This is a genomic window from Pseudazoarcus sp. NS36, from assembly GCF_059703705.1.
The window spans coordinates 382,442-396,709 of the sequence record NZ_BAAKJA010000001.1; the positions used below are offsets into that span (position 1 = coordinate 382,442).

10 protein-coding genes are annotated in these 14,268 nt (G+C 63.8%); 6 read left to right on the forward strand and 4 right to left on the reverse strand.

Translation table 11 applies throughout. The features are described from left to right. Nucleotides 1–163: 163 nt before the first annotated feature. Complete coding sequence (locus AC6H0R_RS01815; RefSeq protein ID WP_497579625.1) at nucleotides 164–664, reverse strand: hypothetical protein; 501 nt, start codon at nucleotides 662–664, stop codon at nucleotides 164–166. A 465-nt stretch (nucleotides 665–1,129) separates the two neighbouring features. After that, nucleotides 1,130–2,356: an XrtB/PEP-CTERM-associated polysaccharide biosynthesis outer membrane protein EpsL gene (gene epsL, locus AC6H0R_RS01820; protein ID WP_497579626.1), complete on the reverse strand. Its 1,227-nt coding sequence runs from the start codon at nucleotides 2,354–2,356 to the stop codon at nucleotides 1,130–1,132. A 265-nt stretch (nucleotides 2,357–2,621) separates the two neighbouring features. On the opposite strand from epsL, the gene AC6H0R_RS01825 reads away from it, so the two are divergent. The 5 genes from AC6H0R_RS01825 (at nucleotide 2,622) to AC6H0R_RS01845 (ending at nucleotide 9,724) form a co-directional block, all read left to right on the forward strand. After that, complete coding sequence (locus AC6H0R_RS01825) at nucleotides 2,622–4,016, forward strand: undecaprenyl-phosphate glucose phosphotransferase (RefSeq protein ID WP_497579627.1); 1,395 nt, start codon at nucleotides 2,622–2,624, stop codon at nucleotides 4,014–4,016. Nucleotides 4,017–4,119: 103 nt separating this feature from the next. Then, nucleotides 4,120–4,941 carry a polysaccharide pyruvyl transferase family protein gene (locus AC6H0R_RS01830; RefSeq protein ID WP_497579628.1) on the forward strand — a complete coding sequence of 274 codons (822 nt, stop codon included), beginning with the start codon at nucleotides 4,120–4,122 and terminating at the stop codon, nucleotides 4,939–4,941. Between the two features lie 134 nt (nucleotides 4,942–5,075). Then, the gene (locus AC6H0R_RS01835; protein ID WP_497579629.1) at nucleotides 5,076–5,369 is read left to right on the forward strand and encodes an acylphosphatase; all 294 of its coding nucleotides are present in this window, start codon (nucleotides 5,076–5,078) and stop codon (nucleotides 5,367–5,369) included. An 80-nt stretch (nucleotides 5,370–5,449) separates the two neighbouring features. After that, the gene (gene dnaE / locus AC6H0R_RS01840) at nucleotides 5,450–8,947 is read left to right on the forward strand and encodes a DNA polymerase III subunit alpha (RefSeq protein ID WP_497579630.1); all 3,498 of its coding nucleotides are present in this window, start codon (nucleotides 5,450–5,452) and stop codon (nucleotides 8,945–8,947) included. A gap of 408 nt (nucleotides 8,948–9,355) precedes the next feature. Further along, nucleotides 9,356–9,724 carry a hypothetical protein gene (locus AC6H0R_RS01845; RefSeq protein ID WP_497579631.1) on the forward strand — a complete coding sequence of 123 codons (369 nt, stop codon included), beginning with the start codon at nucleotides 9,356–9,358 and terminating at the stop codon, nucleotides 9,722–9,724. A gap of 215 nt (nucleotides 9,725–9,939) precedes the next feature. On the opposite strand, the gene AC6H0R_RS01850 is transcribed toward AC6H0R_RS01845, so the two are convergent. Next, complete coding sequence (locus AC6H0R_RS01850; protein ID WP_497579632.1) at nucleotides 9,940–10,917, reverse strand: quinone oxidoreductase family protein; 978 nt, start codon at nucleotides 10,915–10,917, stop codon at nucleotides 9,940–9,942. 150 nt (nucleotides 10,918–11,067) lie between these two features. Between AC6H0R_RS01850 and AC6H0R_RS01855 the strand changes: the two genes are divergently transcribed. Beyond that, nucleotides 11,068–11,856, forward strand: coding sequence for a ParA family protein (locus tag AC6H0R_RS01855; RefSeq protein WP_497579633.1), 789 nt, complete (start codon nucleotides 11,068–11,070; stop codon nucleotides 11,854–11,856). Here AC6H0R_RS01855 and AC6H0R_RS01860 read toward each other — a convergent pair. Continuing rightward, a complete protein-coding gene (locus AC6H0R_RS01860) occupies nucleotides 11,837–14,182 on the reverse strand; it encodes a sensor domain-containing diguanylate cyclase (protein WP_497579634.1) in 2,346 nt (781 codons plus the stop codon). The genes AC6H0R_RS01855 and AC6H0R_RS01860 overlap by 20 nt on opposite strands. Between the last annotated feature and the right edge of the window lie 86 nt (nucleotides 14,183–14,268).

Genomic DNA, 14,268 nt, shown 5'->3' on the forward strand with positions numbered 1-14,268 from the left:
TGCAATGAATTTGTGCACTTGCACAAACAATCAGGCTCGCACCTTAGCATTCACAATTGACTCAATTGATCGATCGGGTGCTACCGTTTGAAACCAAAAGAAAGCCAATTCCATTCACCACGGTTTTCACTGAAATGAAATGAATCCTCGAATGAACGCGGCTTCATTCAGCTGCGCTCATTCGCTGCCGGGCCATCAGCACGACCAGTAATAGCGCTGCAAACAACATCGCATACACATCCGGCTGCCGGCTGGCCACCACGCGCGAAGCACTGCCAAGCTGATCCATGAAGGCCCGCCCCGGCGCATCCCGCATCAGGGCCAGCGGCTCCGGCGCGTCGTAACGCGCCATGAGTACCGGGTCGGATGCGTCCAAGCCTGCAAGGCCGAGGTCGCGGTCGGCAGCTGTCCGCGGCAGAAACTCGCTCTCCCAACGCCCCGGACTGGCCGCAGACTGGAAAGAATCCGGCGCAATGAGCGCGGTTGAGGCCGCACCACCCAGCGGAGGAACCGATGCCGAGAGGGCATCGGTGGCCCGCATCACGGCACCGCGCGCATCGGTCGCCCCCTGCAGGGCCACCGCAGACGCATCACCGCCGAAGCACGTCAGGACGGTCGCAAGTGCCAGCCACAACGCCGCAACCCGGACCTTCACGAAGCGCACGGCACATGGGCCTGCTCCCTGTCCCTCAAATGAAATAGGCATCATTCGGGCAGCCTCCAGAGCACATTAGAAAATTGCCATAAGGCAATACCGCATTCCGGAATCAGGAATGCATCGGCATGACTTGTGAAACACCCACCCGTGAAGCATAAGAAAAATCCGCGCGAAGTCCTCTTCCGCGACGCGGAACATGTTACGAAAATACATTTCGACGACAGTCCATTTCAGCCGGATAAAGCCGTGCTGAAAGGGAAATCATTTCGCGGCAAAACTTGTGCGTCGCAACATTTGAATTGAATTGTTATAAATCGACGCATCGGCTTACAGAGTGTCTGGCCCGCAGGCGGCCCTTGCCTCCGCGCGGGGGCGACGCCTGAAATGCGTGAAGGTGGCTGCGTGGCGGGGGCCACCACGCGGAGGTCTTGCGGAAGTTGCCGGAGAAGCCCGCGACTGCGCGGGAGTGACTCAGAACGCGAAACGCAGCGAGACGCTGGCTGAATCGGACTCGTACTCGCGGGATGCGACGCTGGCTTCACGCTCCTGATGGCGGAGCATCACGGTCAGCGTGAGGGCGTCGATGGGCTTGTAACGCAGACTGAGCCCGTAGCGCTGCGTGACGTCGTCGCGCGACGGCAGGTCTTCGGGGGCCACATCCAGACCGGAGTCACCGCGGAAATCCCGCCGCCAGCGCTGGTATTCGGCCCCCAGCGTGACTTTCTCGGAGATCTTCCAGGACGGGCTGATCTTGACCGCCCGGGTGACCGCGAAAGTCGTCACCAGATCATCTTCCGAGCCAAGCTCGCGTCTCAGCGTCAGGTTGACGGAGAGCTTTCCGGTCGGGACCCAGTCAAACTCGATCCGCCCCGTTGCCCCGCTGAAATCCCGGTTCGGCGCAAGATCATGGGTACGCCGGGTTTGCCCGACGTAACCGCTCATGCGCAGCGCTCCGGTCATCTGCCAGCGGGTGTTCAGGCGCAGCTCGCGCTGCCGGTAGTCGCGCGTGGAACCCGGCACGCCGGGGCGATTGATATACACGCCGTCGGTATCGTGGTGCGACACGCCCAGCTTGTTGCCGCTGGCCGGATGCCAGCCCAGGCTGAAGATCTTCGTGCGGGCGTCGAACTCGGCGCCGCGACGGGTATCGCCGGTGAAACGGTTGGTCGCGTCGTCCACACCCACACCGACTGACCAGCTCGGATGCCACTTGAAACGCATCTCGCCGGCCTTGCGCCGGTAGGTGTTGATGCTTCGCTCGGTATCGACGAAGTCGTCGAAGCTGGCGAGCTGTTCAATGCTGTCATAGCTGAAGCGGCCGCTCCATCGCTTGCCGAGTTCCCAGTCCCATGCCGCGCGCGCGTCATGGGCGTTGTGATTGAGATTGCGGTTCACATCGTATCGATTGCGCGCCATGCCCAGGCTGGCGCTCAGGCGTTGCCGGCTGTACGTCTGGTTGAAATCCAGACCGGCAAAGGTACTCGTGACGTTGTCGTGGCGCTTTCCGTTGGGGCCGGTTCGCCCCTCGCCGACGCGATAGAGATTGCTGTCGTAGTAGTGGCTGTATCCGATCTCGGCGCTGAGCGATTCGAAACCTTCGGCCCAGGCCGGCTGTACGAATCCCTGCCCGGCGATCAGCAATCCGGCGGCGAAAGCCGGGCCTAAGCCGGGCCCGAAGGCGTTGTTCGATGAATTCATGCGCGCTTGGTGTAACCCGAAGTCATGGGAGGTACAGGCCCCAATCATCATAGACACGCCGACCGGAACCAAAGCGCTGCGTTGCAACATGAAATGTCTGCGAGGGCTCGCAAGGCCTCATACCGCCGCTTGCGAGTAGTGATTGCTTACACAAAGCGAGGCGTCTGCAAGACCCCGTGAGTTAGTTTTTCCGCATCCCGGCACGCCCCCGCTACTAAGGTTGCGGGGCTTGGCCCACGCTCGATACAACGGAACCAGACCGTCCATGCTTTTCGCCCTGGAGAAACCGACCCGTCTGCTGCGCACCGGCTTCACGCTGACCGGCGCGATCGAGGCTTTCCTCGACCCGATGGTGGTGGTCTCCGTGCTGTTTGCCTGTGCGTATGTCGTGAGCGGGCAGCTGGCACCCCAGTATCTGATCCTCGGGCTCTTGGTTTTCGCCCTGAGCTTTCCGGGAAACATCGGCTTTCACGAGCCGGCCACGCGCATGCTGCGCAAGGTCTTCGCGAACTGGCTGTTGCTGGCGATGGCACTGGCGGCTTTCGGCTACGCCACGGGCTACACCACCTACTTCCTGCCGGATGTCCTGATCGCCTGGGGCCTGATCACGCCCTTCGCACTGGTGGCCGGCCATGGATTGGCGCGTTACACGCTGTTGCGGGTGATTTCCTCCGGCGCACACTGCCGCACGGCCGTGGTGGTGGGTGCGAACGACATCGGCCTGCGACTTGCCGCGCAGTTCCACGACAACCCTTATCTCACCACCCGCGTAACAGGCTATTTCGACGATCGCGGCAGCGAACGCCTGAGCAAGACCGACTCTCTGCCCGTGCTCGGGCGGCTCAAGGATCTGGCGCGTTACGTCAAGGCCAAGAACGTCGACGCCATCTATGTCGCGCTGCCGATGGCCACCCAACCGCGCATCCTCGCGCTGCTCGACGATCTGAAGGACACCACGGCGTCGATCTATTTCGTCCCGGACATTTTTGTAACCGACCTGATCCAGGGACGGATGCGCGGCGTGGGCGGCATGCCGGTGGTCGGTGTGTGCGAATCCCCGTTCACGGGCCTCAACGGCGTGCTCAAACGCCTGTCGGACATCGTGCTGTCGAGCGTGATCCTCGTCCTGCTGGCGCCGGTGATGGCAGGCCTGGCGCTCGGGGTGAAGCTCTCGTCACCCGGGCCGATCGTGTTCAAGCAGAAGCGCTATGGCCTCGATGGCCGGGAAATCCTGGTCTACAAATTCCGCTCGATGACCACCACCGACAACGGCCCCGAGATCAAGCAGGCCACCCGTGGCGACCAGCGCATCACCAAGTTCGGCGCGTTCATCCGGCGCACCTCACTCGACGAGCTGCCCCAGTTCGTCAACGTCATCCAGGGGCGCATGAGTATCGTCGGGCCGCGTCCGCACGCAGTCGCCCACAACGAGATGTACCGCAAGCTCATCAAGGGCTACATGGTCCGGCACAAGGTCAAGCCCGGCATCACCGGCTGGGCTCAGGTCAACGGCTACCGGGGCGAAACCGAAACCATCGACAAGATGGAGAAGCGCATCGAGTACGACCTGGAATACCTGCGCAACTGGTCGATCGTCCTGGACCTGTGGATCATCCTCAAGACCGCCATTCTGGTTGTGACGGACCGCCACGCGTACTGACCGGTGGGAGGTAGGGCCGCTGGCCGCCCCTCACCGCTTGTTACGGCTTTTCGCCCGGCGTGGGGCCAAGGTAGGCGGCCCTCTCCACACAGGAACCCGAAGCGTGTTGCCCCGACTGCTTGAACAACTCAAACGCCGCCGCGTTGTCGCGCCCCGTCTGCCCTATGCCCATGTGGACCTGTTTCACTGGTCGCCCGAAAACGGAAGCATCAACTTCGGCGACCGCCTGTCCGAAGTCATCTGCCGCCAGCTGCTGGCCCGCCACCAGTTGAGCCTGGACGATCAGGTGCCGCAGCCGGCACGACTGCTGGCCGTTGGTTCCGTGCTGCATTTCGCCGGGGAAGGCGACCATGTCTGGGGCTCCGGCTGGAACGGCAAGGTGGCCGAAGAACACTTCAAACCGGGGCAGCTCGCCGTCCATGCCGTGCGCGGGCCGCTCACCGCCGAGTTCCTGCGCAAACGCGGCATCCACGTACCCGAGGTGTTCGGCGACCCGGCCTTGCTGCTCCCGCAGCTGTTCGCCGACCGGTTCCGCCCGCAGCCGGCCGAGGACTACGTGTTCGTTCCGAACCTGCACGACATCCGCCTGGTCGAGCATCAACCCAGGGTCGTATCGCCGCTGTGGGGGTGGAACGTCGTCGTCGACGCCATCCTGAACGCCCGGCAGGTGCTGGCCAGTTCGCTGCACGGCCTGATCGTGGCCGAGGCATTCGGCGTGCCCGCCCGCTACGTCCGCCTGTCGGAGACCGAAGACCTGTTCAAGTACAAGGACTACTACTTCGGCAGCGGCCGGACCGAAGCCGAGTTCGAGTTTGCCCGCTCCATCGATGAAGGGCTGGAGATGGGCGGCGCACCGCCCCTTCGACACGACCCGGCCCCGCTGCTGCAGGCCTTTCCGGTCGAACTCTGGCGCAGCGCAACCTGAAAACATGGCCCGCAGGGCCACCCGCTGTTGATTGCCCGCACTACACTTCCGGGGTACGCCGACGCGAGTGCCTCCGCCGCCCCGCCCTGCGGCACGTCGGCCCACAGCGCCCGCACGTTCCAGGAAATCTCATCATGACTGACAGACACCGCCAAGCCGCCGCCCGCCACCTGCTCATCCACGGCAAGGTGCAGGGCGTGTATTACCGTGCCAGCGCGGAGCAGGAGGCGCAGCGCCTGGGCCTGTCCGGCTGGGTTCGCAACCGCTTCTCGGGCGAAGTCGAAGCCGTGGTGTACGGCCCCGAAGACAAGGTCGAGGCCTTCATCGACTGGGCCCACGAAGGCCCGCCGGCGGCGCAAGTGACGCGCATCGAAATCTCGTCGGCAGAAGCGCCGGAGGCCGGCTTCGGCGTACTGCCGACCGCTTGAAAGCCACGCCTTGAGCGGCCGGCGGGCACTTGCACGACAGGCCCCGTCGAGCGCTCACGGATCGGGTAAACTCCTTCGCCATGGACGCCCGCACCCCCCGCTTCGTACACCTCCGCCTTCACTCCGAATACTCGATCCAGGACGGCATCGTCCAGACCGACAAGGCCATTGAGCGGGCTGCGCAGGACGGCATGCCCGCACTGGGCATTTCCGATCTGGCCAACCTCTTCGGCATGGTCAAGTTCTACAAGGGCGCGCGTTCGGCCGGCATCAAGCCGGTCATTGGCTCCGACGTTTGGATCACCAACGAGGCCGACCGCGACAAGCCGCAGCGCGTGCTGCTGATCTGCCGCGACCGCAGCGGCTACGGCCAGCTCTCCGAACTGCTGACCCGCGCCTATCTCGAGAACAAGCACCGCGGCCGCCCCGAGCTGCGCCGCGAGTGGTTCGACGAACAGCCGGTGAGCGGCCTGCTGTGCCTGTCCGGCGCGATGTCGGGCGACATCGCCCAGGCGCTGATGAACGGCAACCGCGACACCGCCGACGTGCTCGCCAAATGGTGGGCCGCGCGCTTCCCCGGTGCCTTCTACGTCGAACTCCAACGCGCCGGGCATCCGGGCACCGAAACCTATATCGCCGAAGCCGTGCTGCTGGCCGGCCGGCTCGACCTGCCGGTGGTGGCCACCCATCCGATCCAGTTCATCGCGCCGGATGACTACATGGCGCATGAAGCGCGCGTGTGCATTGCGCAGGGTTACGTGCTGGCCGACAAGCGCCGGCCGCGCGACTTCACGCCCGAGCAGTACTTCAAGAGCCAGGACGAGATGTGCGCGCTGTTTGCGGATCTGCCCGAGGCGCTGGAAAACGCCGTCGAGATCGCACGCCGCTGCTCGCTGAGCGTCGAACTGGGCAAGAACTACCTGCCGCAGTTCCCGACGCCCGAGGGCATGACGCTGGACGATTTTCTGGTCGCCGAGGCAAAGGCAGGTCTTGAGCTGCGCCTCAAGGAGCTGTACCCCGTTGAGGCCGAGCGCGAACAACAACGCCCACGCTACGAGGCGCGGCTGCAGATCGAGACCGACACCATCATCCAGATGGGTTTCCCCGGTTACTTCCTGATCGTTGCCGACTTCATCAACTGGGCCAAGGAAAACGGCGTACCGGTGGGCCCGGGGCGTGGCTCGGGTGCCGGCTCGCTGGTGGCTTACAGCTTGCGCATCACGGATCTCGATCCGCTTGAGTACGCGCTGCTGTTCGAGCGCTTCCTGAACCCGGAACGCGTGTCGATGCCCGACTTCGACATCGACTTCTGCCAGGACAACCGCTACCGCGTCATCGAATACGTGCGCGAGCGCTACGGCAAGGAGGCGGTCAGCCAGATCGCTACCTTCGGCACCATGGCTTCGAAGGCCGTGGTGCGCGACGTCGGCCGCGTACTGGATCTGCCGTACGGCCTGTGCGACCGACTGTCCAAGCTGATCCCGGTCGAGGCCAACAAACCGGTCTCGCTCAACCGCGCCTACGAGATGGAGCCGCAGATCGGCGAGATGATGGCCGACGGCAACGACGGCGAATCGGTCAAGGAACTGTGGGAACTCGCGCTGCCGCTCGAGGGCCTGTCGCGCAACGTCGGCATGCACGCCGGCGGCGTGCTGATCGCACCGGGCAAGCTCACCGACTTCTGCCCGCTGTACATCGCCGATGGCGAAGACGCCACGCCGGTATCGCAGTTCGACAAGGATGACGTCGAAGCCGTCGGCCTGGTGAAGTTCGACTTCCTCGGCCTGCGCAACCTCACCATCATCGATCTGGCGGTGAAGTACGTCGAGCGCCTCACCGGCGAGAAACCCGACCTCAACGCACTGCCCTTCACCGACCCGGCGGCCTACAAGATCCTGAAAGACGCCAACACCACGGCGATTTTCCAGGTGGAATCGGACGGCATGAAGAAGCTTCTCAAGAAGCTCGGCCCTGACCGTTTCGAAGACATCATCGCCGTGCTGGCGCTGTATCGCCCTGGTCCGCTCGGCTCGGGCATGGTGGATGACTTCATCCTGCGCAAGAAGGGCCAACAGGCCATCGACTATTTCCACCCCGATCTCAAGCCCTGCCTGGAGCCGACCTACGGCGTCATCGTGTACCAGGAACAGGTCATGCAGATCTCCCAGATCATCGGGGGCTACACGCTGGGCGGCGCCGACATGCTGCGCCGCGCGATGGGCAAGAAGAAGGCCGAGGAGATGGCCAAGCACCGCGAGACCATCGCGGATGGCGCCGCCAAGAAGGGCTACGACCCGGAACTGGCGGTCCAGCTCTTCGAGCTGATGACCAAGTTCGCGGAGTACGGCTTCAACAAGTCGCACACCGCCGCCTATGCCGTGGTCACCTACCACACGGCCTGGCTCAAGGCTCACCACTGCGCGGCCTTCATGGCGGCGACCATGTCGGCGGACCTGGACAACACCGACACCATCCGCATCTTCTTCGAAGACACGGTGGCCAACGGCGTGAAGGTGCTGCCACCGGACGTGAACGAATCCGACTACCGCTTTGTGCCAACGGATTCCAAGACCATCCGCTATGGCCTCGGCGCGGTGAAAGGCTGCGGCGAACCGGCCGTGCGCTCCATCGTCGCCGCGCGCGAAGCGGCCGGGCCGTTCCGCGATCTGTTCGACTTCTGCGAGCGCGTGGATCGTCGCATGGTGAACAAGCGCGTGGTCGAGGCGCTGATCCGCGCAGGCGCCATGGATACGCTGCCGGGCCACGCCGGACGCGACCGGTCTGAGCTCATCGCCACAGTGGGCCTGGCCATGGATGCCGCCGACCAGGCGGCCGCGAATGCCATGCAGGGCGGGCTGTTCGACATGATGCCGGAGGCCGCAGGCGCGGCGCCGCAATTCGTGTCGGTACGCCCGTGGAGCGAGCGCGAACGCCTCAAGGAAGAAAAGACCGCCATCGGCTTCTTCCTGTCCGGCCACCCGTTCAACTGCTTCAAGCCCGAAGTGCGTCGCTTCATCCGCCGTACGCTGGCCGACCTGGAGCCGTCGCGCGAGCTGGTTACCCTCGTCGGCGTGGTCATGGAAGTACGTACCAAGGTCGGCAACCGCGGCAAGATGGCCTTCATCCAGCTCGACGACGGCACCACACCTCGCGAAGTGGCGGTGTACTCCGAAGTGCTCGACGCCAGCCGCGGCAAGATCGTTACCGACGAAATCCTCATCGTCGAAGGCAAGGTCAGCCGTGACGACTTCAACGGCGAAGGCGGACTGCGCATCATTGCCGACAAGCTGATGACGCTCGGCGAGGCGCGCAGCCGCTTCGCCACCGCACTGCAGCTGAAGCTCAACGGAGAAGTCGGTGAAGTCGGCGGCGCCATCGCCGCCGTCGAACGCCTGCAATCCCTGCTCGGCCCCTTCCGCGACGGCGCCTGCCCGGTACGCCTGCGTTATCGCAACGCCGTAGCCGAGGTCGACCTGCCTTTCGGTGAGTCCTGGCGTATCCGGCCCGAGGATGCCCTGCTGGAGAACCTGCGCGAATGGTTGCCGGCAGATGCGGTGGAGTTGCTGTACCGGAGTTGAGGCTAGCTGCGCAGCTACCGCCGCATTCAGGGCGAGTCGGTGACTCAGCCCTCGACCGGCCGTGATTTCGCCCCGGCGGGCGACCTACTTTCTTGTCGTGCAACAAGAAAGTAGGCAAAGAAATGCACCCTCCTCACCGCCCCTTCGGGGTTCCTTCGCTGCGAGCACTCCCGGCGGCCGGCCTTGCGAACTCGCTTCGCTCAAACAGCAAGGCCGGAAAGCCCCGCCGTGAGCACTCTCCGCTCAGCGGCTCAGAAGGGGGGATGCTCTCCAGAATGGCCGTGCCATTCCCGTAGGGCGGACTAGCGCGGCGTAATCCGCCGGACGCTTGGCCCATCTACCCCTGTAGGGCTCGTCAGTAAAGTTGCCCGCGCTTAGCCTGTGCCCTCCTTCCATCGGAGCACACGCATGTTCACCATTCCTGTTAAATGCAAAGAGATTGAACCCGGAATTTTCTACTTCGAAACGCTTGGGCGTAAGAATGAATTCCAAGCCATGTACAGCCGTTCACCATCATGTCAGCAAGCATTTCGAGAATTCAGCCAGTACTGCGGCGGGCAAAATAACCTTCATTGCATCCCTCTGAAAACAGAGGAATGTGTTGTCTTCGTCATAAAACCCAAGAACATAAGAATTCCAACCTTGGTAATGGAGCGCGCCATCTCGGCTTACGAAGACATGCTGGAGGAAGAGGAGATCCGCAACCTCGGTCGCCGAATCTCGCAAGCCCAATCAGGCTTAGACGACCTCCCCTCTGACTCGCCGAGCGCAGGGTGATTTTTCCGGGGAAGTCCGGCTCTGCTGTTTGAGCGAAGCGAGTTCAGAGCCGGCCGGGAAAATCACCCGGAGCGAGGGAAGCCCGAAGGGCCGAGACGGCGGGGCACGTTTCTTTGCTTCCTTTCTTGTCGTGCAACAAGAAAGGAAGTCGCCCGCCGGGGCGAAATCCCGGCCGGTCGAGGCCCAACGCACCGACTCCCGCCAAACAACCACAATCACGGCAGCAACACACTCGCCCCCGTCGTACGCCGCCCCTCCAGCGCCCGATGCGCCTCAGCCGCATCACGCAGCGCGAAGCGCTGGTTGACGTCGATGCGCACTTTGCCGGTCAGCACGGCATCGAACAGATCCGCCGCCATCTCGTCGAGCTCCGCACGCGTGGCGATGTATTGCGCAAGAATCGGACGCGTCAGGAACAGGCCACCCTTCTGCGCCAGCAGAAGCGGGTCGAAGGGAGCCACCGCGCCCGATGCGTTGCCGAACAGCGCGACCAGCCCAAGGCGCTGCATGCAGTCGAGCGTGCGCAGGAAGGTGTCCTTGCCGACCGAGTCATAGGCCACGCGCACACCACGCCCGCCGGTGATCTCCTTCACGCGGGCAACGAAATCCTCGCGCGAATAGACGATGACGTGATCGCAACCCAGGGCCTTCACGCGCTCGGCCTTCTCGTCCGAACCGACCGTACCGATCACGGTGGCGCCCAGCGCCTTGCCCCACTGCACGAGGATGGAACCTACGCCGCCGGCGGCGGCATGCACCAGGATGGTTTCTCCCGCCTGGACACGATGGGTGCGCCGCAACAAATACTGTGCAGTCAGCCCCTGCAGCATCATTGCCGCGCCCTGCTCGAAGCTCAGCGCATCGGGCAGTTTCACGGCGCGATCGGCCGGCAGGTTGCGCAGCTCGGCGTAGGCGCCGAGCGGGCCATGGGCGTAAGCCACGCGATCGCCAACGCTGAATCCGGTCACGCCTTCGCCCACGGCTTCGACTACGCCGGCGCCCTCCAGCCCGATACCCGAGGGCAGGCTCGGCACCGGGTACAGGCCGCCGCGGTGATAGGTATCGATGTAGTTCAGGCCTACGGCGTGCTGACGCAGACGAAGCTCACCCGCAGCAGGGGCGGAAACTTCGACTTCGTCCCAGCGCAGGACTTCGGGACCGCCGGTTTGATGGAAGCGGATGGCATACGACATGGGGCTCTCCTGATCGGTGGCTGCAGATGAATGCCGGCAACGCTAGAACGCCTGTTCGGCCGTGCCAATGCGGAATGTCCGCAAGCGGGCTGCACGTGATCGCGCTTGCTGATATGCTGCAGTGCAATATTCATTTGCACGAGGCCGGCCATGCGCAGAGTCATCTTCAACCAGAAAGGTGGGGTTGGAAAATCCACCATCGCCTGCAATCTCGCGGCCATCGGAGCGCATCGCGGCAAGAAGACACTGCTGATCGACCTGGACTCCCAAGGCAATTCCACGCATTACCTGCTGGGCGGCGGAAACTCGCGCCCGGAAGGCTCGGTTGCGGACTTCTTCGAGCAGACCCTGAGTTTTCAGCTCGAAGCGCGCCCGACCTCAGCCTTTGTGCTGCCGACGCCCTTTCCCCGGCTGTCGGTCATGCCCTCGCATCCGACGCTGGAAGACCTGCACGGCAAGCTCGAGTCGCGCTACAAGATCTACAAGCTGCGCGAAGCACTCGAAGAATTGACGGAACAGTTTGACGAGATCTGGATCGACACGCCGCCAGCGCTGAATTTCTACACACGCTCGGCGCTGATCGCAGCCGATGGCTGCCTGATTCCGTTCGATTGCGACGAGTTCTCGCGCCGCGCCTTGTATGCCCTGCTCGGCAACGTGCGCGAGATCCACGCCGACCACAACCCTGCTCTGCGCGTCGAAGGCATTGTGGTCAACCAGTTCCAGGCCCGTGCGGCCCTGCCCCGCAAACTCGTGGCCGAACTGCTGGGCGAGGGCCTGCCCTTGCTGGCGCCGTATCTGTCGGCTTCGGTGAAGATTCGCGAATCACACGAACAATCGCGCCCGATGATCCATCTGGACGCCCGGCACAAGCTCACCGGGGAATTCGAGGCGCTCTATACAGCGCTCGCGACCGGCATCAGCGCACCCGCCACTTGACCCGGTTACGCCCGGCGAACTTGGAGGCGTACAGCGCCGCATCAGCACGCGCCATCGGCATGTCGACATTCTCGTCATCGGCATGCAACAGGGTCACACCGAAACTCGCCGAGAAGCGCAGGGTTTCGGCGTCTATCGGGATGGCGGCTTCGGTCACGGCAATGCGCAAACGCTCGGCCAGATTGAGCGCGGCCTGAAGATCGGTTTCAGGCAACAGCACACCGAATTCCTCGCCACCAAGCCGCCCGACCAGATCGGTCTCACGCACCGCCTCCCCCAGCACCAGCGCCATGCGACGCAGCACCGCATCCCCGGTGGCATGTCCCCAAGTGTCGTTGATGTTCTTGAAGTGATCGATGTCGAGCATGATGAAGGCCGACGGCGTGTCATAGCGCCGCACGCGACCCAGCTCCTGCTCAGCACGCTCGAGGAAATGACGGCGGTTGGCGAGGCCGGTCAGCGCATCGGTGGTGGCCAGCCGGCGCAGATCGGCCTCGGCGCGTTTCTGCTCGGTGACGTCGACGGACAGACCGACGATCATCTCGACCCGCCCGTCGTCGCCAAACACCGGCGCGAGCGAAGTGGCCCAGTAGCGGGTCCCGGCGGGTAGCGTCAGCTCCTCTTCGTAGCGGATGGTCTGTCGCTCGGCCACGCAGCGCCGATAGTTGGCGGATACGGGCTCTACCAATTCGGGCGGCAGGATATCCTGCGGACGCGCCCCGCGCAGGCGCTCGGCAGTCAGGCCGGTCGTTTGCTCATGACGCGGATTGTTGCCGACATAGATGAAGTCATCTCCCTCGACCCGCACGAGGAAAATGGCCTCCTGCACGTTGTCGTGAATGCTGCGGTACAGACGTTCGCTGGCCGTCAGCGCACGTTCCATGTCGTGACGCTCGCTGATGTCGCGCTGAAAGGACACGAAGTGCGTGATTTTGCCGTCACGGCCGGTCACCGGCACGACTGCATGCGCCTCCCAGTAGAACGAACCGTCCTTGCGGCGGTTCTGCAGGTCGCCGCGCCACTCCTCGCCGGCGGTCAACGCCCCCCACATGCCGCGATACACCTCGTCCGGCGTGTTGCCCGACTGCAGCATGCGCGCGTTGCGCCCGACCACCTCCTCGGGCTGATAACCCGTGACCTCACAGAAACGCGGATTGACCTCGACGATGGTGCCTTGCGCATCGGTCACCAATACCGAATCGGGCGACAGCGAGAACAAGGCGCTGCGGAAACGCTGCTCGGCCGCGAGCGCCTCTTCCGTCGCCGCAACCCGCCGGAGCACCCGCCAGGCGATCAACAGTGAGATGCCATAGGCGAAGACCAGCCCGACGGCCAAACGCATGCGCTGGCTGCGATATTTCGCCACCAGATCCGTGCGGTCGAAGAACACGAACACGCTGCTCTCGAAAGACCGCATCTCACTCGTGCTCAGCGCCTCGCCCAGCCCCGACAGCAGCACCCGGGCGACACCGAACCAGCGTCCGTCGACCGACACCAGACGATAGGCCTCGGGCCGGACCGAGGCCAGATTGCCCAATGCGCCGAGCAAAGGCACGGCAGCTTCGGAGCCGAACACGTCCACATAGCAGCCGCAGGATTCGCTCCAGTTCAGCAGCGCGCGAATATCGTCGGGGCTCATGACGTCCTCGACCATGCGACGGTCGAGCGCCATCACGTATTCGGCGCCAAAGCGCGCGCCGGCGCCTGAAAGAAGATCGCGCATCGACACGCCGACCTCGACACTGCCGATGGTCACCAGCTCACCGGGCCTCAGATTCTCGACACGCAGCGGATACACGCCACGCACGCCGGCATAGGTACGCCCTACCTCGAAACCGGAAATCGGGATGTCGAACTCATGTGCCGTCGCAACCATCGGGCGCAGCTTGCCCACCGGATCGCCAAACAGCCGGGGATCGTCGGTGCGCAGAAAGTTGTCCCCATCCGGCAGCAGATGAAAGGCAATCATCCGGGACGAGAATTCGTTCGACCACACGCTTGAGCGACGCTCTCGCAGATTCTCCGCCAGCGTATCGCGGATGGCCGCAGTGCGCGGCCCGCCCGTCCCGCCACCTTCCGCATCCCTGGCGACGTAGGCCTCCCGCATTTTCTCGCGCAGCACAGGCTCGGAGCCGATCAGGGCTGCAAGATGCACCATTTCGTTGGCGGTCACCCCAAGCGTGGTGCGCAACCCGACCTGCAGGCTTTGTGCGGACTCGGTCATCTCGCGCTCGAAGACAATTCGTTCGCGATAGGACTCGACAATTGCCACCAACACGAATGCCACAGCCAGCAGAAGGCCCAGCGCGGTCAAGCGCCAACGCACGCTCTGGCCGGCAACCCTGGTCCAACGCCTCTTCGGTTCCGTCATCACGGTTACCCTTGTCCGCCGGACTTTCTGCACACCGAGGC